The organism is Bradyrhizobium sp. I71, from assembly GCF_022354745.1.
Classification (GTDB): Bacteria; Pseudomonadota; Alphaproteobacteria; order Rhizobiales; family Xanthobacteraceae; genus Bradyrhizobium; species Bradyrhizobium liaoningense.
Genome location: NZ_CP059398.1, coordinates 4670929 through 4697225 on the forward strand (window position 1 = coordinate 4670929; position 26297 = coordinate 4697225).

General features: G+C 63.8%; 25 protein-coding genes and 1 pseudogene. 12 read left to right on the plus strand and 14 right to left on the minus strand.

Going from position 1 to position 26297, the window contains the following annotated elements:
• The first annotated feature begins 153 nt into the window (after nt 1–153).
• The 3 genes from FJV43_RS22525 to FJV43_RS22535 all read left to right on the plus strand — a co-directional run bounded on the left by FJV43_RS22525 (nt 154) and on the right by FJV43_RS22535 (nt 3034).
• Nucleotides 154–954 (plus strand): acetoacetate decarboxylase family protein, encoded by an 801-nt coding sequence (locus tag FJV43_RS22525; RefSeq protein ID WP_239621105.1) that lies wholly within the window; start codon nt 154–156, stop codon nt 952–954.
• Nucleotides 955–1103: 149 nt separating this feature from the next.
• Nucleotides 1104–2279 carry an ABC transporter substrate-binding protein gene (locus FJV43_RS22530; RefSeq protein ID WP_239629553.1) on the plus strand — a complete coding sequence of 392 codons (1176 nt, stop codon included), beginning with the start codon at nt 1104–1106 and terminating at the stop codon, nt 2277–2279.
• Nucleotides 2276–3034: an SDR family NAD(P)-dependent oxidoreductase gene (locus FJV43_RS22535; RefSeq protein ID WP_239621106.1), complete on the plus strand. Its 759-nt coding sequence runs from the start codon at nt 2276–2278 to the stop codon at nt 3032–3034. Before FJV43_RS22530 ends, FJV43_RS22535 begins: the two co-directional genes overlap by 4 nt.
• A gap of 9 nt (nt 3035–3043) precedes the next feature.
• Here FJV43_RS22535 and FJV43_RS22540 read toward each other — a convergent pair whose 3' ends face one another.
• Nucleotides 3044–3598, minus strand: coding sequence for an AAA family ATPase (locus tag FJV43_RS22540; RefSeq protein ID WP_239621108.1), 555 nt, complete (start codon nt 3596–3598; stop codon nt 3044–3046).
• A gap of 192 nt (nt 3599–3790) precedes the next feature.
• Here FJV43_RS22540 and FJV43_RS22545 point away from each other — a divergent pair, with 192 nt between their 5' ends.
• Nucleotides 3791–4603, plus strand: coding sequence for a nickel-binding protein (locus FJV43_RS22545; protein ID WP_239621110.1), 813 nt, complete (start codon nt 3791–3793; stop codon nt 4601–4603).
• Nucleotides 4604–4916: 313 nt separating this feature from the next.
• Here the strand turns inward: FJV43_RS22545 and FJV43_RS22550 are convergent, their stop codons facing one another.
• The gene (locus FJV43_RS22550) at nt 4917–5681 is read right to left on the minus strand and encodes an IclR family transcriptional regulator (protein ID WP_239621117.1); all 765 of its coding nucleotides are present in this window, start codon (nt 5679–5681) and stop codon (nt 4917–4919) included.
• Nucleotides 5682–5784: 103 nt separating this feature from the next.
• Here FJV43_RS22550 and FJV43_RS22555 point away from each other — a divergent pair.
• Both FJV43_RS22555 and FJV43_RS22560 read left to right on the plus strand, forming a co-directional pair.
• Nucleotides 5785–5856, plus strand: a pseudogene (locus FJV43_RS22555) (transcriptional regulator); the annotation flags it as partial.
• 322 nt (nt 5857–6178) lie between these two features.
• Nucleotides 6179–6367, plus strand: coding sequence for a hypothetical protein (locus FJV43_RS22560; RefSeq protein ID WP_239621119.1), 189 nt, complete (start codon nt 6179–6181; stop codon nt 6365–6367).
• Nucleotides 6368–6843: 476 nt separating this feature from the next.
• On the opposite strand, the gene FJV43_RS22565 is transcribed toward FJV43_RS22560, so the two are convergent.
• From FJV43_RS22565 to FJV43_RS22575, 3 genes are all read right to left on the minus strand, one after another.
• Entirely contained in the window at nt 6844–8010 is a 1167-nt protein-coding gene (locus tag FJV43_RS22565) for a sensor histidine kinase (protein WP_239621121.1), read from the minus strand.
• A 187-nt stretch (nt 8011–8197) separates the two neighbouring features.
• Nucleotides 8198–8722 (minus strand): transposase, encoded by a 525-nt coding sequence (locus tag FJV43_RS22570; protein WP_239621122.1) that lies wholly within the window; start codon nt 8720–8722, stop codon nt 8198–8200.
• A 381-nt stretch (nt 8723–9103) separates the two neighbouring features.
• Complete coding sequence (locus FJV43_RS22575) at nt 9104–10219, minus strand: RelA/SpoT domain-containing protein (RefSeq protein WP_239621124.1); 1116 nt, start codon at nt 10217–10219, stop codon at nt 9104–9106.
• Between the two features lie 609 nt (nt 10220–10828).
• On the opposite strand from FJV43_RS22575, the gene purD reads away from it, so the two are divergent.
• Together purD and FJV43_RS22585 are read left to right on the plus strand one after the other, a co-directional pair.
• Entirely contained in the window at nt 10829–12112 is a 1284-nt protein-coding gene (gene purD / locus FJV43_RS22580) for a phosphoribosylamine--glycine ligase (protein ID WP_239621126.1), read from the plus strand.
• A 220-nt stretch (nt 12113–12332) separates the two neighbouring features.
• Nucleotides 12333–13238, plus strand: a complete 906-nt coding sequence (locus FJV43_RS22585) for an alpha/beta hydrolase (protein ID WP_239621128.1) — start codon at nt 12333–12335, stop codon at nt 13236–13238.
• Here the strand turns inward: FJV43_RS22585 and FJV43_RS22590 are convergent.
• Nucleotides 13235–13693 carry a nucleoside deaminase gene (locus tag FJV43_RS22590; protein ID WP_035678381.1) on the minus strand — a complete coding sequence of 153 codons (459 nt, stop codon included), beginning with the start codon at nt 13691–13693 and terminating at the stop codon, nt 13235–13237. The genes FJV43_RS22585 and FJV43_RS22590 overlap by 4 nt on opposite strands.
• 120 nt (nt 13694–13813) lie before the next feature.
• Between FJV43_RS22590 and FJV43_RS22595 the strand changes: the two genes are divergently transcribed.
• Together FJV43_RS22595 and rsmD are read left to right on the plus strand one after the other, a co-directional pair.
• Entirely contained in the window at nt 13814–15910 is a 2097-nt protein-coding gene (locus tag FJV43_RS22595; RefSeq protein WP_239621129.1) for a pseudouridine synthase, read from the plus strand.
• 140 nt (nt 15911–16050) lie between these two features.
• The gene (gene rsmD / locus FJV43_RS22600) at nt 16051–16605 is read left to right on the plus strand and encodes a 16S rRNA (guanine(966)-N(2))-methyltransferase RsmD (RefSeq protein WP_239621131.1); all 555 of its coding nucleotides are present in this window, start codon (nt 16051–16053) and stop codon (nt 16603–16605) included.
• A 90-nt stretch (nt 16606–16695) separates the two neighbouring features.
• On the opposite strand, the gene mutL is transcribed toward rsmD, so the two are convergent.
• The gene (gene mutL, locus FJV43_RS22605; protein ID WP_239621133.1) at nt 16696–18504 is read right to left on the minus strand and encodes a DNA mismatch repair endonuclease MutL; all 1809 of its coding nucleotides are present in this window, start codon (nt 18502–18504) and stop codon (nt 16696–16698) included.
• A gap of 247 nt (nt 18505–18751) precedes the next feature.
• Between mutL and FJV43_RS22610 the strand changes: the two genes are divergently transcribed.
• Nucleotides 18752–19069: a ribbon-helix-helix domain-containing protein gene (locus FJV43_RS22610; protein ID WP_194391492.1), complete on the plus strand. Its 318-nt coding sequence runs from the start codon at nt 18752–18754 to the stop codon at nt 19067–19069.
• Between the two features lie 137 nt (nt 19070–19206).
• Here FJV43_RS22610 and FJV43_RS22615 read toward each other — a convergent pair whose 3' ends face one another.
• The 4 genes from FJV43_RS22615 to FJV43_RS22630 are packed head-to-tail and all read right to left on the minus strand — an operon-like array spanning nt 19207 to nt 22173.
• Nucleotides 19207–20775, minus strand: coding sequence for a GMC family oxidoreductase (locus tag FJV43_RS22615; protein WP_239621134.1), 1569 nt, complete (start codon nt 20773–20775; stop codon nt 19207–19209).
• A 31-nt stretch (nt 20776–20806) separates the two neighbouring features.
• Complete coding sequence (locus FJV43_RS22620; protein WP_239621136.1) at nt 20807–21355, minus strand: gluconate 2-dehydrogenase subunit 3 family protein; 549 nt, start codon at nt 21353–21355, stop codon at nt 20807–20809.
• A 35-nt stretch (nt 21356–21390) separates the two neighbouring features.
• Nucleotides 21391–21786 (minus strand): VOC family protein, encoded by a 396-nt coding sequence (locus FJV43_RS22625; protein WP_061877409.1) that lies wholly within the window; start codon nt 21784–21786, stop codon nt 21391–21393.
• Nucleotides 21787–22173: a c-type cytochrome gene (locus tag FJV43_RS22630; RefSeq protein ID WP_239629554.1), complete on the minus strand. Its 387-nt coding sequence runs from the start codon at nt 22171–22173 to the stop codon at nt 21787–21789.
• Nucleotides 22174–22482: 309 nt separating this feature from the next.
• On the opposite strand from FJV43_RS22630, the gene FJV43_RS22635 reads away from it, so the two are divergent.
• Nucleotides 22483–22788 (plus strand): hypothetical protein, encoded by a 306-nt coding sequence (locus FJV43_RS22635; protein ID WP_239621138.1) that lies wholly within the window; start codon nt 22483–22485, stop codon nt 22786–22788.
• Nucleotides 22789–22850: 62 nt separating this feature from the next.
• On the opposite strand, the gene arfB is transcribed toward FJV43_RS22635, so the two are convergent.
• The 3 genes from arfB to FJV43_RS22650 all read right to left on the minus strand — a co-directional run bounded on the left by arfB (nt 22851) and on the right by FJV43_RS22650 (nt 26138).
• Nucleotides 22851–23267 (minus strand): alternative ribosome rescue aminoacyl-tRNA hydrolase ArfB, encoded by a 417-nt coding sequence (gene arfB / locus FJV43_RS22640; RefSeq protein ID WP_239621139.1) that lies wholly within the window; start codon nt 23265–23267, stop codon nt 22851–22853.
• Nucleotides 23268–23385: 118 nt separating this feature from the next.
• Complete coding sequence (locus FJV43_RS22645; protein ID WP_239621141.1) at nt 23386–24750, minus strand: pitrilysin family protein; 1365 nt, start codon at nt 24748–24750, stop codon at nt 23386–23388.
• Entirely contained in the window at nt 24747–26138 is a 1392-nt protein-coding gene (locus FJV43_RS22650) for a pitrilysin family protein (RefSeq protein ID WP_239629556.1), read from the minus strand. The genes FJV43_RS22645 and FJV43_RS22650 overlap by 4 nt, the downstream gene beginning before the upstream one ends.
• Between the last annotated feature and the right edge of the window lie 159 nt (nt 26139–26297).

Consider the following 26297-nt stretch of genomic DNA (forward strand, 5'->3'; position numbering starts at 1 on the left):
GGGTCGAGCCCGACGTTAAGGATTTTCGCAAGCCAGCGCCAATCGATTCGGCGAGCCGTGGAACCGCGCCCGCGGAGGGCTGCTTGACTCGCGCTTTATTTCATATATGAAAGTTAAAAATCATATATGAATTAAGAGGAGGAGGCGGACCCGATGACCGTGGCCGATCCCAACGATCCCCGTCGGCGCATGTTTGCGCAGTACCGGCTCAAGCCGGATAGCGGGGTCAATCCGCCCTATTCCCCGGCCTACCCGGTGGAGTGGGGCTGCACCTTGCGGACCGTCGAGATCATGACCCGTGTCGCGCCGGGCAAAGTCTCGGCACTGCTGGCCGACACGCCGTTCGAGATCGCCGGCGATCGCGTCGCCTTCCGCTTCATGCGTTCGCCCGGCCACTCCCTGGCCGTGCACACGGGCGAGATGTTCGACCTGATGATCTCCGTGCCTGTCCGGTACAAGGGGCTGTTCACCGAGACGCATATCTTCATGTATTGCAGCGATCCCATGGGGATCTGCGCCGGACGCGAAGTGTTCGGCTACACCAAGAAGGACGCCCATTACGCCTTCGACGAGCATCCGGACGGCTCGATCACCGGGTGGGTCCGGCGCCGCGGAATTCCACTCGCCGATTTCGCCTTCACACCGGATGCATCCGCACCCGTCGTCCGCATCGTTGATGGCGACGAGCTGCCGGCCGGCGAAATCCATGTGCGTCGTTTGCCGCATCCTGAGCGCCTCGGCATCGCCTATGCGGACATCGCCTATCGCCGCACGCCGTTGAAATACTCCAAGCCCGTGCCGGGCCGTGCCGCGATGACGCTGCACGCCAGCGAGTACGATCCGATTGCCGAGCTCGAGCCGGAAATCCTCGGCGCGCATTTCATGGTGTCGGAGGTCTATGGCGGCGGATTCGAGGTCGAGGACCGGCGGCTCATCGAGCGGCTCATTCCCTGACGACAAGATCAGCCTGCGCGCGATGTACGTGCGGGCGGCGAATACCGGGAAGAAACACGCACGAGGCAAAGGAGGGATTCGACATGGAAGGACGATTTCGGGTGAGCCGCCGCCGGCTGCTGGCCGGCGCCGGCGGATTTGCTTTGGGCATGACGGGACTCGGTGCGCGGGCGCAGGAGGCAAAGCCGCTCCGCATCGGCGTGTTGACGGACATGTCCAGCCTCTATGCCGATGTCACCGGCCCGGGCTCGCTGCTGGCGGCAAAAATGGCGGTCGAGGATTTCCAGGCCTCGGCTCCCAGGATGACCCGGCCGATCGAGATCATCAGCGGCGACCACATGAACAAGGCCGATCTCGGCGCCAACATCGCGCGCGAGTGGATCGATCGGCAGAGTGTCGACGTGATCGTCGATGCGCCGAATTCGGCCGTCGCACTCGCGGTCCGCAACGTCGTGCAGCAGAACAACAAGACTCTGCTGGTCTCCGGCGCCTCTTCGTCGGACCTGACCGGCAAGTCCTGTTCGCCCAATCTCGTGCACTGGACCTACGATACCTACGCGCTCTCGTCGGGTGTCGCGCGCGCTGTCGTCGAGAGCGGTGGCAAGAGCTGGTTCCTGCTCACTGCCGACTACGCCTTCGGCCATGCCATGGAAGGCGACATCAAGAACGTCGTGCAGAAATTCGGCGGCAAGGTTCTCGGCGGTGTGCGCACGCCGATCAACACGCAGGACTTCTCCTCCTTCCTGTTGCAGGCCCAGTCTTCGAAGGCGGAGATCATCGCGTTGATCAATGCCGGCGGCGACACCATCAACTCCATCAAGCAGGCGGTCGAATTCGGCATTCCGCAAGGTGGTCAGCGCGTCGTTGCGACGGTGCTGTATCTCAGCGACGTCCACTCGCTCGGCCTCAAGATCGCGCAGGGCCTGCAGTTCACCGAATCCTTCTACTGGGACCTGAACGACGATACCCGCGCCTGGACCAGGCGCTTCGCGCCGCGCAATGGCGGCCGCTATCCGACCGCGCTGCATGCGGGCGCCTATGCCACGACGCTGCACTACCTCAAGGCCGTCGATGCGCTCGGCGCCTCCAGCGACGGCAAGGCGGTCGTCGAACAGATGAAGAAGCTGCCGACCGATGATCCGCTGTTCGGCAAGGGCAGCGTGCGCGCCGACGGTCGCAAGCTGCACAACATGTATCTGTTCGAGGTGAAGACCCCCGGAGATTCCAAATATCCCTGGGACTATTACAAGCTGGTCAAGACCATTGCGCCGTCCGAGGCGTGGCGGCCTCTGGCAGATGGCGGCTGCGAGTTCCTGAAGTCGTGACCGAGAGTGACCGGCCGCGCGTCGCGCTCGTCACCGGCGGCGGGGGCGATATCGGACGCGCCATTGCGCTGAGGCTGGCGCGGATGAGCGATGCGGTCGCGATCGTCGATCGCGACGAAGCGGCTGCACGTGCCACTGCGCAGCTGGTCGAGGAGGGCGGGGCAAGGGCGCTCGCCGTCCGTGCGGATGTCTCGCTCGCGCAGGATACGATCGCCTTCGTCGAGGCGGCCGAAACGCGCCTGGGGCCGATCGGCATCTTTGCCAACAATGCAGGCATCGAGGGCGTCGTCGCGCCTCTTCACGAATACCCGGACGAAACATTCGATCAATTGCTGCAGGTGAACGTGAGGGGCGTTTTTCTCGGCCTCAAGCACGTGATCGCAAGGATGATGCAGCGTGGGACGGGCGCAATCATCAACACCGCATCGACCTCTGCGATCCGGGGGCGTGCAGGGCTCGCCGGCTATGTCGCCTCCAAGCACGCCGTGCTCGGGCTGACACGCACGGCGGCGCTCGATGTCGCGGGGACGAGGATCAGGGTCAACGCCGTTCTGCCCGGACCGGTCGAGTCGCGCATGATCCGGGAACTGGAAGGCCAGGCGCGTGACAGCGCCATTGCGTTGCGCCGAAACGTTGCGACCGCGCATGGGCGGCCGCGGGATGTCGCGAACGTCGTTGCGTTTCTCGCCTCCGACGAGGCTGCGCACGTGAACGGTGCCGCGTGGGTCGTGGACGGCGGGATGACGCTGGCGTAAGGCGTGTACTCATTGAAACAATGTCTCTCGCTCAGGCTTTGCCGAGATCAGGCTTGAGATAGCCTCGGCACTCTCAGACGGCTTCAGATTACCTACATCGAGGGTGAGTGCGGGCTGAGGCATCGATACCATGCAGGCGTCGAACTGCGAGCGGAGTGCGCGCAGTAGCGACAGATCCCGCATCTTGCCGAAGGCGGCACGATCCTCATCAACCAGGCGTCGCTCTTGCTCGGCCTGTTCCAAGTGAAGTGCTACGAAGATGACCTCGCCGCCATTCCGCTCCACTATTTCTTGTACCCGGACCGGAAAGTCTTCAGCCACCGTTGGCTCGGGGGCGAATGTGAATATCAACGATCGCTTCTGCTTGGCAGCTTCCTCGAACACGGCCATCCAGAACTGCTCACGTAAACGCGAGAATGCCTCCGTGCCAAACGGAAATACCGCGCCAACTGCGTCGACGACGAGGTGATTGTGAAACAGCGCAATCCCTGTCCGGGAGGCAAGATGGCGCGCGATAGTCAGTTTTCCCGAGGCGACTTGCCCATAGATGAAAATAAGCTGCATCGGATCATAATATCACAGGGACGCCCTCGAAGGCTTTCTCCTGGAATCGCCAAGTCTAGGCATTGCGGCGGCTACAATGTCGCCTGTTGGCCCCGTAGCCGACATCAGGACGCAGGGATTGGCCCTTTCGGGAACTTCAAGCTTGGTGCAGACTTCAGGCCATATTTCGAAGAATTGGATAGGGTGCTGCCGATGCCAATTTTCCTCGATCGACACGATCTGTCGGGGCTGACTGCCGCCGATATCGCCGAGGCGCATCGCAAAGATTTGGAAGTGCAAGATCGATACGGCGTTCGCTTTCTAACGTACTGGTTTGATGAATCGCGCGGGACGGGCTTCTGTCTCATTGACGCACCGGATATCCGAACGGCGATGAGGGTTCATGACGAAGCTCACGGCGACGTAGCGAAAGATGTCATCGAAGTGGACCTCTCGGCGGTCCAGGCGTTTCTGGGGAGGGTGTCCGACCCGGTCCCTAACGGCGCGGCGGACGATGTCAAATTCGATTCGGCGCTGCGAGCTATCATGTTCACCGACATCGTTGGCTCTACCAGCATGACGGAGCGTCTTGGCGACGCCCGTTCAGTGGAGATGGTTCGGGCTCATGACGCGCTGGTGCGCCGGGCCTTGAAGGACGAGGGCGGGCATGTGGTGAAGCACACCGGCGATGGTATCATGGCGTCCTTTGCCGCCGCCTCTGCCTCCGTGCAATGCGCCCGCGCCATCCAGCGCGCATTTGAAGCCTTCAATCTGGCAAGCAAGGAGAAGCTTCAGGTGCGAATTGGCATCGATGTCGGCGAGCCGATTGCTGACAGCAACGACCTTTTCGGTGCGACCGTTCAACTGGCCGCTCGTTTGTGTCAGTTGGCCGACCCCGATGCCATTCTGGTGTCAAAGGCTGTACAGGATTGCATCCGAGATCGCGTGCAAGTGTCAAGCTTGGGTGCCTACCATCTCAAAGGCTTTCAGCAGCCCATTGATGCATACGGAATCGAATGGCGTTAACTGTCGCGACTACTGGCGACGTCTGCGTTTGGCCCTTGTGCGACCTTGGAAGGCTGCTGCTTCTCCGCCACCGTTGGGGCTGAGTGGACCTCAGGCGCCGAGCCGCTTATGAGCACACGTCCTAGCGGGTTGGCTTCGGCTGGAAGGGATTGCTGCGGATCGTTCACCTCTCCCGCTTGCGGCGGGGCAGGGGGACTTAACCTATTGAATATTGTTTCTTTGAGGATCCACCCTCTCTCCAGCCCTTGTCCGCAAGAGGGAGGAGGGCGTGCACCTCCGTCGTTGCAGCAATGGAGCCTGATCCCAACATACGTCAGGAAACGCCGCCGATCTTCTCGGAGACGATCCTGGCCGCGCTGCGCAGCTCGGCGGCAATGGTGCTGGCCTCCGTTGCGGGGATTTGATCCTGCCTCACCAGCGGAACGGTCATCGCGGCCACAGCACGGCCGGAAGCTTCGATGATCGGACAGCTATAGGCGAGGATGCGCGTATAGCCGTCGTCATTGGAGAAGTTTCCCCCCTCCGCCGAAATGCGGTCGAGCGCCGCAAGCGCCTTCCTGGTGCTGATCCGATCATTTGTCGCGATGACCTGCGCAAGCTCTTCGCGCCGGCCCTCGAGCTGGAAGGCCGCCAGCACCTTCGCCGATGCGTATTGCTGGGTGAGCGGAAACACCGCGCCGACCTTGACCGACCAGCCCATCAGCCATTCCGGCTCGATCCGGGCAATCACCATGAACTGCTCGCCGTGCAGCACCGTCAGGTGACAGGACAATTGCACGCGCGAGGCCAGCTGCTCCATGACCGGCAGCGCCGCCTTCAGCAGCCGCTCGGTCGGCGGGAATTGCGAGGCGATCCGGAACAGCTTCAGCGTCAAGGTGTATTCGCCGGTCGCCGGGTCGCGCGCGACATAGCCGCGGCGCTCCAGCGCCACCAGCATCCGGAAGATCTCGCTGACGGAGCGCCCGACGCGTTCGGCGAGCTGCTTCTGGCTCAGGCCGCGTGAGGCGCCTGCCAGCGCCTCCAGAAGGTCCAGCCCTTTTTCGAGGGCGGGAGCGCCCGGCTGCGGCTTTTCAGTCATCCCTAGGCCTTGTTGGATCAGCGCTTCGCGAGCACACGGGGGAAAATGCAATTCCCGTGTAGCCGATTGCTCGCACGGCGAAAAGTCGATCGCCGGCAAGCGCCTGGCCGAGCTCGATGGCATCATCCACCAGCCGCTGCGTCCGAAGATCATGGCCGCCTTCGACGCGCTGCCCGGCGGCATCAGGTTACGGTGACGGCGCAGTCCAGTGCACTAGTCGGGAGCAATTAGTGCTCAGACTTTGGAATTTTGTGCACTGTCACCGTAATTGCCTTGAACCAAGGCAGACATTTCGAGCGCTGTTGGGCGCGTCGAAGCGTGCTTAGCGCGTCGATGTCGGCCTTGCCTGTTCGGCTGGTATGTGCCGCGGTTCGGACTCGGAGCCTCAACGGGACCGGGAACAATGTCCAGGCGATCTGATTGGAACGTTGATACGTCCAATCCGGGATAGACCAGCGAGCTTCCTGGGAGGCGTCTTTATGAGGAAGGAGCCACCAATGGATGACGAACGAAAATCATCAAAGGCGGGTGAACAGGCCGCTGAAGGCTTGCGTGAAGCGACTTCGAGGGATGAAGCGAAAAACGAGAGCAAGATGGGACACGATCTAGCGAAGGGGCCTGATCGTTTCGAAGAGCGCGCCAAAAGCTCGGACGGAAAAAGTGCAGAAGAGAAACAAAAAGGGTGAAGCGGTAGACCCCTTTGCTGCGGGCTCGGTGCAACCTCTCCCGCGTGCGGGAGAGGTCGCGCAAGGCGCGGGTGAGGGCTTTCTCCTCTAGGTGGCTCTCCCATTGCGGAAACACCCTCTCCCCAGCCCTCTCCCGCACGCGGGAAAGGGAATGCACCTCCGTCGTTGCAGCTCGTATAATGGGTTGAGCCCTTGCGAAACCCATCGCCTCTCTATCCCGTTCACCGTAATCGCGGCCGTCATCCGATTGTAAGTGACGACGAATCGCGGAGGGCGCCCCGGCGGCCAGGACGCTTCGAGTGATCGGTTTCGCCAGGGCTCAACCCATGCAACGGGCTCGGGTCCATTCAACGCAATCGACTGGGGTCGAGCTCGGCGGCTGCAGGCTGCGCCCGCATTCTGACAACGCGACAAACCCCGAAGCATTCTCGATGGAAAAGAGCGCTCAACGAGTTAACGATGCGCGGACCAAAGGATCACGAGCGCGGAAGCCGAAGCGTGAATGTCGTGCCGGACTTCTGGTCCGAAGTGACATCGATCTCGCCGCCATGGGCTTCGACGATCAGTCTCGCAATGTAGAGCCCCAGCCCGAGGTGTGTCCCATGCTCGGCGGAGACCTTAACCTCCTGGCCGCGCATCCAAGACTGAAAAATGATCTTCTGGTTCTCGGGAGGAATTGGGGGGCCGAAGTTATGCACGGTCACGACGACCCCCTCGGGGTCTAGTCCGGATATCGCGACGGTGACCGCACCCGATGCCTCGCTGTATTGAATCGCGTTGCCCATCAGGTTGGAGAGCACCTGTCCCATTCGTGCCGCGTCCCAAAGGCCCGTCGGGTCACCTTGATGGGTGACTTCGATAATCTGGCCTGCGTTGATGCCCCGCAACTCATCAGCGATTTGGTGACAGAGCCTCGCCATGTCCATTTTGGCTTTTTCGACGGGGATACCAGTGCCGAAAGACGAGCGTGTGAGATCCAGCAGGTCATCAAGGATGCGCGTGGCCCTGTCCGTCGTCAGGACCATCTCAGCCACCACTTTTGCCTGCTTCGGATCAGATGTTCCCGATCGTGCCATCCACCGCGCGGCCATGGAAGCAGCGCCTATGGGGTTACGCAGGTCGTGCCCAAGGACTCCGAGGAACAGGTTCCGCGAGTTGTTGATGGTCTTGGTGTAATGCGCCACCGACTCCGTCACGGCCTGGTCGATTGCTTCGTTGAACCGCGTAAGGTCCTCAACATCTGTGCTGGCAAGGCTTTCCTGCTTGGCCACCCATTGCTTCACGACGCTTGCACGTAGTGCCCGATATTCCGAAACCATCTGGTCGATGTCGAAACCATCGGCGAGGCGAAGTGCGGAATGAATTTCCGCCGCGCTTTGGCTAAAGGGTCCGTCTTCGACGGTCAAACCGTGCGACTTGTCCACTCGCTCGCGCGCGGTTTGCGGCGACTCCAGGTCCTCGGCGATGAACTTGAGAATGTCGGCAATATGGTCTTCGAGAGCAAGCTTCGACATCCCGTCGCTGGCCGGCGAACGGGTCCGCGCGAAGTCTGTCCATTCCTTGATGATTGCAGGTTGGTTGTGGCGAATGAAGTCGGCCAGGCGTTCCTGACCTTGGCTGACCCATTTTCCTGAATCACTCAATGTGGTCCCCAGTCCTCGATGCTTGCAGGAAACCTAGCACATCGCCGTTCAAAACGGCACGGCATCATGGGCCGATAAGGGACAAGGCGCATGTTATTCTCTTCTTGCAACGAGTTCTCCGTCAGAGCCGCCGGAGCGCCTGGAACCCGTAGAATGGGTTGAGCCCCTCGCGGAACCCATCGCCTCCCTATCCCCGTTCACCGTCATCGCGGCCGTCATCCGACTGATCGCCGGCCCAAGCGGCCGGGTCATTGCCGAGCCTGACGTGGCGATGAAACGAGGAGGGCCCCCAGTCACGCACTCGGTTGACGAGGCGGTGCTTGGCCGGATTGATATGAACATAGTCGACATGCCGCGCGAAATCGACGTCGTCGCGAATGGTATGCTCCCAATATCTGCGTTGCCAGATGCCCCGTTCACCTTTGGCCGAACGGCTTTGGGATATCCTCTCGTTGCGCGCCAGACCGCGCGAAAAGGCGGATTTGATCAACTGCCAGCGCATTGCAAAATCGGCATCACCGTTCGGCAACGTCCACACGGTGTGAAGGTGGTCAGGCAGAACCACGATGGCATCGATCGTGAATGGATGACGCTGATGCGTTTCGCGAAACGCCTCGACATGATCCGTCAGCAACGCGAGCCTCCGCTCCGCCAGATTGACGGTGAAGAAGAAACACCCACCCGGAGCGAAGTTGCGGCGGTACACGGTCATGACGCGATCTTATCACGCAACAAGTGCGATGGGTTTCGCAAGGGGATTGCGGTGACAGTGCACAAAACTTCAACCGGTGCTCTGAGAGTTATGTGCACTGTCACCGTAATTCTACATTGGTGGCAAGTCGCAGCGCATCCGCCAAGTGACCGCAGCGACCGATTGGTCCGTCAAATGGCAGGATGCCGATCCAGAAATCTTGAACTACTTTTGGCTCGCGCAGGAAAAAGGCGACTGCGAGCGGAAGAGCTTTGCCAGTTGGGCCAAGCGCAGAGTTGAGCCGGAGGAGCTTCAAGCAAGGCTAACACTGCCCAAGGAGGAAAGGTACCGGCTCAGCACCGACTGGAGCTGGAAGCGTGACAGTGGGACAGGGTAGCGCTACTACTTGAACAAATCGAGCTGCCTTGTGTCGGGGGGCCTCCTTGAGGGACGCGGCGGCGGCGTTAGCGTTTTGGTCGCCTCTTGAATAAGCCGCACGAACACCTGCGTATCAAGAAAATAATTCGGATAGGCCTTCCGAACCGCGTCCAGAGAATCGACTGAGACAAGCACGGCCTCCGCGCCTGGGACGTCCTTCAGCTTGCGTTCAACTTCCAGATATTTTTGATTTGCCAATGTCGATTCGGCGAACTTGAAGGTGGTGACCTGGACGGACATCAAGGCTGGATTCATCTCTAGAAGGAAGTAGTGATCGTCTCCTCTGTTGTGCCGCGGGCTCGACAATAGCTTCATCGCGTGCCCGTAGGCCTGCAACCGCTTCGCTAAATCGAGCCGACGCACATAATCGCGCATTTCGCGGACGAGCTCACGATAGGCGCTCGGCGTTCCCGGAACAGGCGGCGTGCCTTCCCGCAATGCAAAGGCGCTGCTGGCCAACGCAAAGAATCGCAGCCAATCTTTCTCACCTTGGCTGGACTTGAGCGCCTGCTGCTGGAGCGTGCCGACGGTCTCGACTGCCGTCGCCCACGCGTGCTGCAACTGAGATCGAATCTGGATTTCGATCTTTAGCGTGTTGTAGTCGGCCTTGCGATCCGAGAAGTATTTATAAACGAGATGAACGCCCCGATAACCAGAGGGCTTCGGCGAAGCGACATAATCGTCGTTCACTGCCAGCGTGTGCTTTAGATCGCTGGAAGCATAAGCTTCGCAAAGCTGCCTCACAGCCTTGCTCGATCTCATGATAGCGCGACATCCCCCGATATCCTGCATCTGCGAAAGCGTCATCGTCGGGAAGCGATCCAGCTTGTGCTCAATCGAGGACAGACGTTTGATGCGTTGTGCTGTGATTATCCCGCTATCGATTTGTCTTCCTCTCCTCCTCAAGCCGACGTGGAAGGTGTTCAGAGGGAAGTTGTGGGCCGAGCGCCAGTTGTTCACAATGTCCAGAGCTTCAAGATACTTCGAAAAGTCACTTTCGGACCCCAAATCCCAGGTCGCCACCAATGCACCGGCATCATTGACGCGACGTTTCGAGTGTTCAGGTCGTGCCCACGCCATGACGTAACGGCCCCGTGCGTTGTGAGGGTGAGATTATCGCTGCTCGCTCGCTCTGGCAGAACCGCAAGGGACATATCCCCAGCTTCCAAATTGCTCAACTCGAGCGCATCAGGCGAGGCTGGCCTTGCCCAGGACGAGCGTGCACCGATTGGAGCTAGATACAAAACACCTCGTGCCCGCCAAAGATAAGGTTACGTTCAATCCCAACGAGTTTATGAAGATCGCGCTTGAGGAAAGCGAGACGGACGGCGAAGCCTAGAAGAGCGCTGCGCGCGTATCGCAGATGGGGGCGGCTTGCGCTTAGCCGCAGCGCCCGATGCTGCAGGCCTATCTTTAGCTCAATCCCAGCAGCATGGCCGTGCGCCGACCGCGCCGAAAGCGACGCTTGGAAGCACCCGAAAAAGCCGTTTCCCGATACTAGGCCGGCATTGGCGGCGTCTGTCATTGAGCTCATGGACCTTTTCCCGGCGTGGCGCATCCCACAAGGGGAGAAGGAAGAAGGGCTTCGCCGCGCCCGGGAATGGCGGAGAGTTCAGGGCGATCCCCCTTGAGCCCCAACCCGATTCATGCGACCTCCGCCCAGCAAAACCCTCAATTCCTGAGCCCTCGATGCACATTCTCCTGCTCGGTTCCGGCGGCCGCGAACATGCCCTGGCGTGGAAGATCGCAGCCTCCCCCCTCGTGACCAAGTTCTGGTGCGCGCCCGGCAATGCCGGCATCGCGAAGGAGGCGGAATGCGTCGCGCTTGATGTCGCCGACCACGCCGCGGTGATCGATTTTTGCAAGACGAACAAGGTCGCGCTCGTGGTGGTCGGGCCGGAAACGCCGCTGGCGGCCGGCATCGTCGATGATCTCACCGCTGCCGGCATCAAGGCGTTCGGGCCGAGCAAGGTCGCGGCCCAGCTCGAAAGCTCCAAGGGGTTCACCAAGGCGCTCTGCACCGAATTCGGCATTCCGACCGGTGCCTATGAGCGATTCACCAACGCCGATGACGCGCGCGCCTATGTCCAGAGCCAGGGCGCGCCGATCGTGGTGAAGGCCGACGGGCTTGCCGCCGGCAAGGGCGTCGTGGTCGCCAAGACGGTGCGCGAGGCCGAGGACGCCATCGCCATGATGTTCGAGGGCGCCTTTGGCGAGGCCGGCGCCGAGGTCGTGATCGAGGAGTTTCTGCCCGGCCGCGAGATCAGCTTCTTCGCGCTGTGCGACGGCGAGACCGCGATTCCGCTCGCTTCGGCGCAGGACCACAAGCGCGTGTTCGACCACGACGTCGGCCCGAACACCGGCGGCATGGGCGCCTATTCGCCGACCCCGCTGGTGACGCCTGCGATCCACGACGCGATCATGGCGAAGATCATCCTGCCGACGGTATCAGGCATGAAGCAGCGCGGCACGCCGTTCCGCGGCATTCTCTATGCCGGCATCATGCTGACGACGCAGGGCCCAAAACTGTTCGAGTTCAACGTGCGCTTCGGCGATCCCGAGTGCCAGGTCCTGATGCTGCGCATGATGAGCGACATCGTGCCGGCCTTCCTTGCGGCCTGCGATGGGCAGCTGAAGAATTTCGATCTGCGCTGGCATCCGGATTCCGCGCTCACCGTGGTGATGGCGGCGAAGGGCTATCCCGGCGACTACCAGAAGGGCACGCGCATCGAGGGGTTGGAGGAGGCCGCCAGGGTCGAGACGGTCGAGATCTTCCACGCCGGCACGGTCGCGAAGGACGGCGCGATCCTCGCCAATGGCGGCCGCGTGCTCAATGTCTGCGCGCTCGGCAAGACGGTGACCGAGGCGCAGAAGCGCGCCTACCAGGCCGTCGACCGGATCGACTGGCCCGAGGGCTTCTGCCGCCGCGACATCGGCTGGCAGGCGGTGGAAGCGGAGAAGACCGGGAACTGACAGCAATCGGCTCGTCATTCCGGACGGGCCGCAAAGCGCATCAATTGCGGGATTCGAGGTTCTGGTGTCACCGCGCCGCCACATCGATATTCCAGAATGTGCAATCAGCTGTTGGGGTTAGTAGCCCCCCAGATAATACCGCTACTGTGCATGGGGTTGTTTTCGACATTTTTGGTGTGTCGGGGCGGCTTCGGGACTGACCAGACAAGGATGCAGGAAGATGTCCGACCTCGCCGACCTCTATCCGGGTTTTGCCGCCGAATGGATCGATACCGCCTTCGGCCGCGTCTTCGCCCGCGTCGGCGGCAAGGGCCCGCCGCTGCTGCTGCTGCACGGCTTCTCCGAGACGCATGTGATGTGGCACCAGGTGGCGCCCGAGCTTGCCGACCATTTCACGCTGATCATCGCCGATCTGCCGGGCTACGGCTGGTCGGACATGCCCGCGAGCGATGCGCTGCACATGCCCTACAGCAAGCGCGCGATGGCGAAAGCCATGGTCGAGGCGATGGAGCGTCTCGGCCATGTGCATTTCGCGCTCGCCGGCCACGACCGCGGCGGCCGCGTCTCCTACCGCCTCGCGCTCGACCATCCCGGCCGGCTGTCGCGTCTGGCCGTGCTCGATATCCTGCCGACCTATAATTACTGGGAGCGGATGAACCGCGCCTATGCCCTGAAGATCTATCACTGGACCTTCCTGGCGCAGCCTTATCCGCTGCCGGAGACGCTGATTTCGAGCAATGGCGAGTTCTTCCTGCGCTTCAAGATGGCGAGCCAGACCAAGTCGAAGACGCTGGACGCCATCGACCCGCGCGCGCTCGAACATTACCTCGCCCCGTTCCGCGATCCCGCCCGCGTGCATGCGATGTGCGAGGACTACCGCGCCGGCGCCTATTTCGACTACGACCTCGACAAGGCGGATTTCGAGGCCGGCAAGAAGATCACGATCCCGATGCTGGCGCTGTGGGGCAGTGCCGGCATCGCCCAGGCCGCCGCGACGCCGCTGGACACGTGGAAGCAATGGGCGACCAATCTGGACGGCATGCCGGTCGATTCCGGGCACTTCCTGACCGAGGAGAATCCTGACGCGACCGCGAAGGCGCTGCGCGAGTTCTTCTCCGCGGGTTAACGCCGCTCCCGGAAGAACTCCTTGAGCAGCCGCGCCGCCTCGCTCTCGCCGACGCCGGAGTAGACGTCCGGCGCGTGGTGGCAGGTCGGGGAGGCAAAGAAGCGCACGCCCGATTCCACCGCGCCGCCCTTGGGATCGGCGGCGCCGTAATAGAGCCGCCTGATCCTTGCAAAGGAGATCGCGCCCGCACACATGGTGCAGGGCTCCAGCGTCACGTAGAGGTCGCAGTCGACGAGGCGCTCGCTGCCGATCTTCGCGGCGGCCTCGCGCAGCGCGATGATCTCGGCATGGGCGGTCGGATCATGGTCGGTCAGCGTCCGGTTGGCGGCGGTGGCGATGACCTCGTAATTGCGGACCACCACGCATCCGATCGGAACTTCGCCCGATTTTCCGGCATTTTCGGCCGTCAGAAGCGCCAAATCCATGAAAGAAGGGGCTTTCATGCCTCGTATCATCGCCAGAAACCTGCTACTAGCTCCGCCTTCAGCAAGAGTGGATACCGATTTTGCCTGAGCATGCGGCTCGCAGCGAGCGCGCACAATGCTCATCGCGCTACCCCCTAGGTGAGATTATTCATGCCTCGCGACAGCGACAAAGACAACGATTCCCGCGGCCGGCGAGGCCCGGCAAGGGGAGGCCCGCCGAAGGGCCGGTCCGGCAAGCCGCGTGGCCCCGAGAAGAAGTTCGCCAAGCGCGGCCCTGAGGGCAGGAGCGATCCCCGCCCGCCCCGCGGCGACCGCGACAGCCGTCCACCTCGCGCCGACCGCGGGGATCGTCCGTTCCGCCGCCGCGAGGAGGGCGATGCCCCGCGCCGCGATTTCAGTGATCGTCCCCGCGTCAAGCGCGAGGATCGCAGCAGTGAAGGCCGTGGCGAGCGCAGCTTCAAGCCGCGCGGCGACCGCCCGTTTTCCGACCGCTCCTCGCGCGACGGCGAGAAGCGGCCATTCAAGCCGCGCGGTGATCGCCCGTCCTATGGCCGCGACGATTCCCGTCCGGCAGGTCGCTCCGCTGAGAGGAAGTTCGGCGAGAAGCGGCCCTACGCGCCGCGTGGCGATCGCCCGGAGCGCAAGTTCGAGGGCGAGCGGAAGTTTTCGCGAGGCGGACCGGATCGCAGCGACCGCCCGCGCGATCGCGGCGAGCGCAGCGATTCAAAGCCCTGGCAGAAGCGCGACGCGGCTTCCCGCGGCGATCGGCCGCCGCGCAAGGATTTCGGCGGCCGCGACCGCAGCCAGGAGAAGCCGTGGCAGAAGCGCGACGACCGGCAAGGCGGCGAGGACCGTCCGCGTTTCTCGCGTTCGCGCGACGATCGCGCGCCGGGCGATCGTCCGTTCCGCGAGCGGCCCAAATTTGATCGGCCGAAATCTGATCGGCCCAGGTCTGATCGTCCCAAGTTCGATCGGCCGCGCGAGGATCGCCAGAAATTCGATCGGCCTCGTCGTGATGCCGAGGGCGAGCGCGGTGGGCGCGGCGGCGATCGCCCGAAATTCAGTCGGCCACGCGAGCGCTCCGAGGGCCGCTCCGACTGGCACGAGCATCCGCGCAGCGAAGGCCGTTTCGGCGATCGTCCGCGCCGCGAAAACGAGGATGAGAGCAGGATTTTCGAGAAGCGCCCCGCCTTCGGCGGCCGCGGCGCCTATCGTCAGCGCGATCGCGATTTCGAGGGGCGGCCGCGTCGCGAAGACGCGCCGAAGCCGAAGAAGGCCGGCGAGCGCATCGCAAAGGTGCTGGCGCGCGCCGGCCTTGCCTCGCGCCGCGACGCCGAGGAGATGGTCACGCAGGGCCGCGTCACCGTCAACGGCCGCGTGATCAACTCGCCGGCGCTCGATGTCACGCAGAACGACGCCGTCGCCGTCGACGGCAAGCCGTTGCCGCCGCGCGAGCGCACGCGGCTGTTCCTCTATCACAAGCCACGCGGCCTGATGACGACGCATGACGACCCCGAGGGACGTCCGACCGTGTTCGACAACCTGCCCGAAGGCCTGCCGCGCCTGATCAGCGTCGGCCGGCTCGACTTCAACACCGAGGGCCTGTTGCTGCTCACCAATGACGGCGGGCTCGCGCGCACGCTCGAGCTGCCCGACACCGGCTGGCTGCGCCGCTACCGCGTCCGCGCCCATGGCGACGTCACCCAGGCGCAGCTCGACGAGCTCAAGAACGGCATCGAGATCGAGGGCGTCAAGTACGGCCCGATCGAGGCGACGCTGGAGCGCGACCAGGGCGCCAATGTCTGGCTGGTGTTCGCAATCCGCGAAGGCAAGAACCGCGAGGTGCGCAATGTCTGCGCCCATCTCGGGCTCGAGGTGAACCGACTGATCCGGGTCTCCTACGGCCCGTTCCAGCTCGGCGAGGTCCCCGAGGGCCAGGTCGAGGAGGTCCGCTCGCGCGTGCTGCGCGAGCAGCTCGGCGACAAGGTGATCGAGAAATCGGGCGCGCAGTTCGATGTGCCGCAGAAATCGTCTGCGGCCGATGATGATGCGCCCCGCGAGAACAAGCCCGCCAGCAAGCGCGCCGTGATCAACGACCGCAAGGGCCGCCGCGTGCTGGTGCAGCGCACCGGCAGCGAGGAGGCGCGCGAGCGCAACGAGATGGACGCGGCCGGCCATGGCCCGCCACGCCGTCCCAAGCGCGGCTATCACGGCAAGCGCGACCTGACGCCGCGGGACGGCGAGTAAGGCCGATGGCCGAGATGATGCCGACGCTCCGCCACAGGTCGTCATGGCCGGGCTTGACCCGGCCATCTACGCCTTGCTTGCTTTCCGGCTTGAAGAACGTGGATGCCCGGGACAAGCCCGGGCATGACGGAGTCATGTAGATGCGCGTCGTCGGCGGTCGCTTGAAGGGGCGTAATCTGGCCTCGCCGTCCTCGCGCGACATCCGCCCCACGGCGGACCGCCTGCGCGAGTCCGTGTTCAACATCCTCGTGCATGCCTATGAGGATCCGATCCAGGACGCGCGCGTGCTCGATCTCTTCGCCGGCACCGGGGCGCTCGGCATCGAGGCGGCCTCGCGCGGCGCCAAGTTTACGCTGTTCGTCGACAACGGTGCCGAGGCGCGTGCGCTGCTCCGTAACAATGTCGAGGCGCTCGGCCTCGGCGGCGTCACCAAGGTCTATCGCCGCGATGCCACCGATCTCGGCCCTGCGCATCCCGTCGAGCCGTTCTCGCTGGTGTTCCTCGATCCGCCCTATGGCAAGGGATTTGCGGAGAAGGCGCTCGCGAGCCTGCGCGACGGCGGCTGGCTCACGCCGGGCGCGCTGCTGGTGGTGGAGGAGGCGAAGGCCGCGCAGTTCGTGACGCCGGAAGGATACGAGGAGCTGGAGCGGCGCGCGTATGACGATACCGAGTTCGTGTTTCTGCGGAAGCCATAGGATGGGTAGAGCGTAGCGAAACCCATCGTCTCGCCGCGTGGGTGGAATTGATGGGTTTCGCTACGCTCGACCCATCCTACAAGGCCGGGGCTACCTCCGCCCGAACAGCTTCTCCACGTCGCTCAGCTTCAGCTCGACATAGGTCGGCCGGCCGTGATTGCACTGGCCGGAGTTCGGCGTCTCCTCCATCTCGCGGAGCAGCGCGTTCATCTCCTCCGGTCTGAGCCTGCGGCCGGCGCGCACCGAGCCGTGGCAGGCCATGGTGGCGGCGACGTGCATCAGGCGGCGCTCCAACGGCAGCGCCTCGTCCCACTCGGCCATGTGCTCGGAGAGGTCGCGCAAGAGTCCGCCCGCATTGGTCTTGCCGAGCAGCGACGGCGTCTCGCGCACCGCGACCGCGCCAGGGCCGAAGGATTCGATGGCGAGGCCGAACGAGGCTAGTTCCTCGCTGCGCTCGAGCAGGCGCTCGACGGTCGCCTCGTCCATCTCGACGATCTCGGGGATCAGGAGGATCTGCCGCTGCACGCCGTTGGCAGCCAGCGAGGCCTTCAGCCGCTCGTAGACGATGCGCTCATGCGCGGCGTGCTGGTCGACGATGATCAGGCCGTCGCGGGTCTGCGAGACGATGTAGGTCTCGTGGATCTGCGTGCGCGCTGCGCCGAGCGGGCGATCGACGAGGTCGCCGGTTGGCTGCGATTCGAATCGCACGTCCGCGCTGGGCGCGCCGACATCGAATGCAGCCTGCACGCGCTCGGCGAAGGCGGGGGCGGCGGCGCCTTCGAAGGACGGCCAGGGCGCGACCGCGGCTGGCGAGGCCCGCCAGTCCCAGCTAGCGGGGCGCGGCGTGAAGGCAGGCCGGAACGAGGACAATGCGCTCTCGCCGCTGTTGGCGGCGGTGCGCCGGCCCTCGCGCGCGAGGGCTTCCTTCAGCCCGTGCACGATCAGTGCGCGCACAAGGCCGGCGTTGCGGAAGCGCACCTCGGTCTTGGCCGGATGCACGTTGGCATCGACCTCGCGCGGGTCGAGCGTGACGAACAGCGCCAGCACCGGGTGGCGATCGCGCGGCAGGTAGTCGGAATAGGCCGCGCGCACAGCGCCGAGAATGAGCTTGTCGCGGACCGGCCGGCCGTTCACGAAGAGATATTGCCCGAGCGCGTTGGCCTTGGTCAGCGCCGGCGCCGCCGCATAGCCGTCGACGACCACACCTTCGCGCTCGGCATGAACCTCGATGGCGTGGCTGCGGAATTCGGCCCCCAGAATATCGCCGAGCCGGGTCAGCCGTCCGGCGGCGCCGGGCAGGGCGGCGGACCAGGTCACCGGCGCGCGCTCCTCGCCCGCGAGCGTGAAGGCAATGTCGGGCCGGGCCATGGCGAGGCGCCGCACCACCTCGCGGATGGCTTCCGCCTCGGTGCGGTCGGTCTTCAAAAACTTCAGCCGCGCCGGCGTCGCATAGAAGAGGTCGCCAACCTCGACGCGGGTGCCGTGGGCCAGCGCCGCCGGCATGATCTCGGACTTCTCGCCGCCCTCGACCGTGAGAGCCCAGGCATGCGGTTCGCCGGCATGTCGCGTGGTGATGGACAGCCGCGCCACCGAACCGATCGAGGGCAGGGCCTCGCCGCGGAACCCGAGGGTGCGGATCTGGAGCAGGTCCTCGTCGTCAAGCTTGGAGGTGGCGTGGCGCTCGACCGCGAGCGAGAGGTCCTTTGCGGTCATGCCGCTGCCGTCGTCGGTAATGCCGATCCGCCGCCGCCCGCCGCCATCAGTGAAAACGTCGATCCGGCTCGCGCCGGCATCAATGGCGTTCTCGACCAGCTCCTTGACCACGCTCGCCGGACGTTCGACCACCTCGCCGGCGGCGATGCGGTTGACGACCTGTTCTGGCAATTGGCGGACGGGCATGAATTCGATCGGGCTCGGTCTTGGATTCGCTGATGGTCTATTCTAGGCCGTGTTGCGTCAAAAGCATGCGTTGGGCAACAGCCGCGTGACGGGCTGGGGAAGAAGGCCCCCTATCACATTGAAGACATTGGACGTTCGGGACAGTGCCGCGGTGTCGATGCGCCGGCTTTCGGCCGTGGTTGTGATTGTGAGGCGCCGGGCAGCGGTGTAGCATCGTGAAAAAACGGCAACAGGACGGGAGGACGCCATGTGCCATCTCTTCGCGCATCAGCCCCAACGCGACTACGAATCCCAGACACGGTCTTTGCGGATCGGTGGGCACTGCACGTCGATCCGTCTGGAAATGGCGTTCTGGGACACGCTGGAGGAGATCGCGGCCAAGGAGAGCATGAGCCTCGGCAAGTTCCTGACCACGCTCTACAACGAGGTGCTCGACCATCATGGCGAGGTCAACAATTTTGCCTCGCTGCTGCGCTGCTCCTGTCTGATCTACCGATCTCGAAGCGTTGCGCCGGTCCGGGAGTTCAAGGCAATTGTTGCGCCCATTCTCGACGCGGCCGAATAGTCCCTACAGCGAGAGCCACACCCGCATTCTCGATGTCGCTCCAGCCTGATGCGCAATCGCGCACCAGGCCGGGACGACACCTTGGCGTGTGAGCAGGCAATCTCTCCTCAATATCGCCCTGGCAATGCCAGGTGAGATCAAATCTCCTTCTTCTGCATCGCACCGGCGATGTAGTCCGCCTGCCGGATCGCGAGCGCGACGATGGTCAGCGTCGGGTTGCAGGCCGCGCCGCTGGTGAACTGGCTGCCATCGGAGACGAACAGGTTCTTGATGTCGTGGCTCTGCCCGAACTTGTTGACGACGCCGTCCCGGGGCTTCTCACTCATCCTGTTGGTGCCGAGATTGTGCGTGCTCGGATAGGGCGGCGTCGGATAGGTCACGGTGGCGCCGACGGCGTCGTAGACCGCGGCGCCCTGCTTGTAGGCATGCGCGCGCATCGCGACATCGTTGGGATGATCGTCGAAATGCACGCTCGCGACCGGCTGACCGAACTTGTCCTTCACGACCGGATCGAGCGTGATGCGGTTGGTCTCCTGCGGCATGTCCTCGCCGACCAGCCACATGCCGGCCATGCGCGGGTAGCCGTCGAGCGCGGACGTGAACGAGCGTCCCCAGGCGCCGGGGTTGAGGAACGCCGCCATGAACGGCAAGCCGATCGACAGCGTCTCCATCTCGTAGCCGCCGACGAAGCCGCGCTTGGGGTTGTTGGCGGCCTCGTCGCGGATGATGCCGGCCATGGTGGTGCCGCGATACATGTGCACCGACTTCTCGAACACCGCGTAGACGCTGCCGGTCATGTGACGCATGTAGTTGCGGCCGACCTGACCGCTGGAGTTGGCGAGGCCATCGGGGAACATGGGCGAGGCGCTGTTGAGCAGCAGCCGCGGGCTCTCGATGGAGTTGCCGGCCACCGCAACGATGCGCGCCCTCTGACGCTGCATCGCGCCTTGCTCGTCGGCGTAGACGACACCGGTGACCTTGCCGCTTGCGTCATGCTCGATCTTTACCACCATGCTGCCGGGACGGACCTCGAGATTGCCGGTTGCCTCGCCCTTGGGGATCTCGGTGTAGAGCGTCGACCATTTGGCGCCGGATTTGCAGCCCTGGAAGCAGAACCCGATCTGCTGGCACGAGCCCCGTCCGTCGCGCGGCTGACTGTTGATCGCCATGTTGCCGGTGTGCACGGTCTTGTAGCCGAGCTTCTTCGCGCCGGCCTCCAGCACCTTGAAGTTATTGTTGCCGGGCAGGCCGGGAATGCCGTTGGTGCGAGTCACGCCCATCTTGTTCTCGGCCTTGGCGTACCACGCCTCCATCTCGGCGAGCGTGACCGGCCAGTCCAGCAGGTTCGCGCCGGGAATGTTGCCGTAGGTGCTCTTCACCCTGAACTCGTGCTCGTCGAAGCGCAGCGAGGCGCCGGCCCAATGTACGGTCGAGCCGCCGACCGCCTTGACGATCCAGGCGGGAAGGCCCGAAAAATCCTTGGCGACGCGCCATGTGCCCGACGTGGTGCGCGCATCGGTCCAGGCGAGCTGGGAGAAGCTCTCCCATTCGTCGTTGATGAAGTCGTGGTTCTCGATGCGGGGACCTGCCTCGAGAATGACGACCTTGACGCCTTTCTGCGCGAGCTCGTTGCCCAGCGTGCCGCCGCCGGCGCCGGAGCCGACGATCACCACGACGCCGGAGTCGTTCAGATCGAATTTTGCCATATGCGTTCTCCTGAACCGTTGGGGTGGCGATCTAAGCCTTCGGCAGCCAGTCGATGTCGGCAAAGCCGCGGTTGATGTAGCCGCCGAGCTCGGCGGAGGAGCCCTCATATCCGAACCGCGGCCATACCTCTTTCTGGTTGTAGAGCGAGACGACGAGATCGCCGCGCACCTTCTGGAAAAAGTCGCTTTGCTCGATCTCCTTCAGGAGCACCACGCGGTCGGCTTCCCAGGCCACTTCGACATAAGGCACCTTGTGGCGGTCGCGCGCGTTCTGATCGAGCCGCGCAATGCCGTCGCTGATCAGCGATTTGACGGCGGGATCCTTCGCCGCCTTGCCGTCCCAGGGCTTGACCGCGGTGATGTAGTAGCTGTCGCCGAGCACGTCGTGCGGATAGATGTCGCGCGCGACCTTCAGCAGCGTCTTCATCGTCGCGGGCGAGAGCGCGCTCGTCTCCTCGGCCCAGGCGTCATCGATGCTGACACCGACGCTGGTCGCAACGGCCGCGACCGGCACGGCGGTTGCCGCGCCCTTGAGAAAGACGCGGCGGCTGTGCTTGCTTCGACGATCGATTTCTCTCATGGCATGTCCTCCGTAGATTTTTGATTTTGGTTTGATCAGTTGAAGCGGCCGCCCCGCTGGATCACTTCGATCTTGTAGCCATCGGGATCACTGACGAAGAAGAAGCGCGCCAATGTTCGGCCGTCATGCTTGAAATCGCGCAAGGGGCCTGGTGCGAGCTTTTCGCGTTCGAAGCGGGCATGCTCGGCATCGATGTCTTCGACCACCACGGCGAGATGGCCGTAGCCGTCGCCGAGCTGGTACGGCTCCTTGCGATCGAAATTCACCGTCAGCTCGACCTCGAAAGGCGAGGAGGGGTGACGCAGATAGATCAGGGCGAAATCCGCGAACTTCAAATGGTCGGTGACCTCCAGGCCGAAGGCACGCTTGTAGAAGTCGAGCGAGCGCGCCTCCTCCAGCACGCGGATCATGGAATGGACTGGCTTTGCCATTCAGTTCAGCTCCTTGAGGTAAGTGATGATGGCGGCGCGTGTCTCGGGCCTGGCCTGCCGATAGGCCATGATCACACCAGGAATGACGGCTTGCGGATTGGCCAGCCACGCGTCCAGCCGGGCCTCGTCCCAGGTGAAGTCAGCTTTGGCGAGACCGTCTGAATAATGAAAGCCTTCGACCTTGCCGGCAGCGCGGCCCACGATCCGGACCAGCGGCGGACCTTGCCGCATCGGATCCGACAGATTTGTGGTATGGCACGCCGCGCATTGCTGCCTGAACAGCGTCGCGCCATCCGGCGGCTTTGCCGCCGGCAGCGGCATCTGCGCGTCGGCGCCTCGCACCATCAGCACCATCGCGGTGCACAATCCCAGCACGATCGCGCGCATCGCCAAGAGCTTGCTCATCCACGTCAAATCCAGCGTGTGCAAACTCTAATCGGCGTCAGAGATGAGGTGGTAGTAGCGGGCTGTTTCGCGGCGAACGGAGATGTCTTGGGCCGTGTGATGTTCCGCGGCGCCTTATATGCGGAGCACAATTCCGCGAAACCGCCGTCAAATCCCTAAACGATCACCACACCATCGGGATTGCATGACGATCACGCCGCTCGAACTCTCTACGCGATGACATGGCCGGTGCAGATGAGCGGTGTGGGGAGCCGCCGAGCCGTTCCTCGCGAAGGAATCCAGGAGAAATGGATGAAGTTGGTCAAGACCTCGATGATCGCATGCGCTCTATCGGCTCTCGCTGCCACGCCCGTTCTCGCGCAAGGCGCGCCACCTGCCAAGACAGGCGGCACCGTGCAGAGCAAACCGATGCAGGGCAGCACCATGGGCAGCGGCGACGAAGAAATGAGTCCGCAGGCGGGCGCGGCGGGTGAGAAGACCGGCATGAAGTCGACCAAAGGCACAAGGGGCACGGTCGGTACCACGGGCAGCGCTACGCACAAGGGAGTGGCCGACGATGCCGCGACGGGCGGCGCAGCCCCGTCCAAACGTTACTAGTCTCGCCGGGCGAATCGGCATAGCTCCGGTCGCCTCGCGGCCGGAGCTCTTTGCCGCGCCAGTTAGTCGTCGAAGCTCCGGCCGCGTCCTGCCTTGACGTCACTGCGGCGCTTCTTGCCCTCGAGCCGGCGCTGCTTGGAGGCGAAGGTCGGCCGCGTCGCGCGCCGCGGCGTCGGCCTGATCATCGCCTCGCGCAGCATCTCCGTGAGACGGTCGATGGCATCCTGGCGGTTGCGCTCCTGGGTGCGGAAGCGCTGCGCCTGGATCACGATGACGCCGTCCTTGGTCATGCGCTGGCCGGCAAGGCGCGCAAGCCGCAGGGCCGCGTCCTCCGGCAAGGTCAGCTTGCGCGTGTCGAAGCGCAGCTGTGCCGAGGTCGCGACCTTGTTGACGTTCTGCCCGCCCGGGCCGGAGGCGCGGACAAAGCCAATCTCGATGTCGTCCTCGTCGATGACGAGATCGCGGGATATCCGCAGCATGTGGGCACCATCCGTGGTGTCCGGACATATCGCGGACGTCCAGGTTCGGCAATGGTGCTCACGCAAACGCAAATGGCCGGGACGAGCCCGGCCATTCAGGGAGCGTGTGGAGAACAGATCAGTTCGACTTCGGCGTCGCAGCCGCCGGTTGCGCCGCAGCCTGCGGGGCGCGGCCGACGACGACGGTGAGGAGGCCCTGGCCCCACAACCGCTTGGCGGCCGTCTTGGCGTCGTCCAGCGTCACGGCGTCGACGATGGCGTTGCGCTTCTCGATATAGTCGATCGGCAGCTTGTCCTGCTGATATTGCAGCAGCGCCTGTGCCAGCTTGGAGGAGGTGTCGAGCGCCAGCATCTGCGAACCCTTGAGGTAGGACTTGGCCTCATCGAGCTCCTTCTGCGTCGGGCCCTCCTCGGCCATGCGGCGCACCTCCTTCTCGATGGCGTCGATGGTGTCGCCGGCGCGGTCGGCGCGCGTGCCGGTGTTGCCGATGAAGATCGCCGAATGCTCCATCCAGAGCAGCGATTCGAACACCGAATAGGCCAGCCCGCGCTTCTCGCGCACTTCGCGATAGAGCCGGGAGGACAGGCCGCCGCCGCCGAGGATGTGGTTGACGACATAGGCCGCCATGAAGTTCGGATCGCTGCGTTTCACCCCGGGGCCGCCGAAGGTGATCACGGTCTGCGGCACGTCGAGTGTCACGAAGGTGCGTTGCGGCGGCTTTGCAGCCTCGACATCGGGGACCGGCGTCAGATTGGCCTTGGCAGGCAGGCTGCCGAATGTGTGGTCGAGCAGCTTGCCCAGGGTCGCCGGATCGACGTCGCCGACGACCGCGATCTTCAGCCCATCCTTGGCGAGGACACGGCCGACATAATCCCTCATGTCGCCGACCGTGATGGTCGGCACGCTGTCGAGGTTGCCGTTGGTCTGCCGGCCGTAAGGATGCTCGCCAAAGGCGACTTCCAGGAATTTGCGGCTCGCCAGCGAGGTCGGATTGGTGGTCTCGCGGCGCAGGCCCGAGATGACCTGCGAGCGGATACGTTCGACGTCGGCGGTGTTGAATTGCGGCGAGGTCAGCGCGCCCCTGAGCAGGTCGAAGGCCTCGTCCTTGTTGTCGCGCAGCATGCGCAGGCTGCCGCGAAACGTATCGCGGGTGGCGTTGAACGAGAGCTCGATGGCGCGGCGGTCGAGCCGTTCATGGAACGACTTGGAATCGAGATCGCCGGAGCCTTCGTCGAGGAGATCACCGACCAGATTGGCGACGCCCGGCTTGTCCTTGGGATCCTGGGACGAACCGCCGGCGAAGGAATATTCCATCGCGATCAGCGGCACAGTCGCGTCCTGCACGAACCAGGCTTCGATGCCGCCGGGCGAGATCAGGCGCTGGATTTTTGCGGCGGCATGTGACGGCGAGACGGCGGCGAGCGCGAGCGCCGCGCCGGCGGCAAGGGAGAATGCAACGCGTCGAAGGAAGGGATAGGTCACGAACGCTTCTCCTCGCGCTTGGCGGTAGCGGTGTCCTTGATCAGATAGCCCGTCACCGAGCGCTTCTTCTCAAGCCATTTCTGCGCGACGGCGCGAACCTGCTCGGCGGTGACGGCGCGGATGCGGTCGGGCCAGCTCCTGATGTCCTCGATCGACAGGCCCGTGGTCAGCGCGCCGCCGTACCAGCGCGCCAGCACCGCCTGGTTGTCCTGGGCATAGATCGCCTCGGCGATGAGCTGGGTCTTCACGCGTTCCAGATCCTCGGCGCGGATCGGGTTCTGCGCAACGCTGGCAATGACACCATCGACCGCCTGCTCCACTTCTGCGAAGCTGACGCCGGGTTTCGGCGCGGCCGAGATCGCGAACTGGGTCGGGTCGAGCGAGATGCTCGAATAGCTGGCGTTGGCGGACACCGCGAGCGGCTTGTCGACGACGAGCGCGCGGTAGAGATAGGAATTGCTGCCGCTGCCCATCAGCTGCGCCAGCACGTCGAGGGCCGCGCTTTCGCCGGCTGCCGCCGTGGTCGCGGAGGGCACCAGATAATAGCGCCGCATGCTCGGCTGCTCGACGCGCGGGTCGGCCAGCGTGACGGTGCGCGGTGCGGCGGGCTCCGGCTCCTGCGGACGGACGCGGCGTGCCGGGATCGCGGGCTGTGCCGGGATGGAGCCGAAATTGCGTTCGACCAGCGGGCGGATTTCGGCGGCGTCGACGTCACCGGCGATCACCAGGATCGCGTTGTTCGGCGCATAAAAGCGGCGATAGAAGGCAAGCGCATCCTCGCGATCGAGCTTTTCGATCTCCTGATGCCAGCCGATCACCGGACGCCCGTAGGGATGGTTGAGATAGAGCGCGGCCATGATCTGCTCGTTCAGCCGCGCATCCGGATTGTTGGCGACGCGCATGTTGTACTCTTCGAGCACGACGTCGCGCTCGGGCAGCACGTTCTCGTCCTTGAGGACGAGGCCCGTCATGCGGTCGGCCTCGAACTCCATCATGGTCGGCAACTGCTCTTTCGGCACACGCTGGTAGTAATTGGTGTAGTCGACCGAGGTCGAGGCGTTCTCGTTGCCGCCGATGCGAAGCACGGTCTGGGAGAATTCTCCGGCCGGATGCTTCGAGGTGCCCTTGAACATCAGGTGCTCGAGGAAGTGCGCGAGCCCGGATTTGCCGGGGGTCTCGTCCGCCGAGCCGACCTTGTACCAGATCATCTCGGTGACGACGGGCGTGCGGTGATCCGGGATCACCACGACCTGCATGCCGTTGCTGAGCGTGAAGCTGGCGGGCGGAGCCGATGTTACCGTGGTCTGGGCGAGGGACGTGCCGGCTGAGAGGACACTCGTCGAAAGCAGCGCGGCAAGGAGGCAGGCAGCCGATCGGTAAGAGGACATCATGATCCTTTTGAAAGGCCGAGCCCGGATGTCCGGCTCGGAGGCACGGCATGCTACACCGTGCGGCTGAGGCTTCGCGTCACGAAGCAGAGAACGCATCTCGTAGGCAAGTTACTGATAGGCAATTTACGGCTGCGCCGGGCGCGCAGGGAGGCGCCG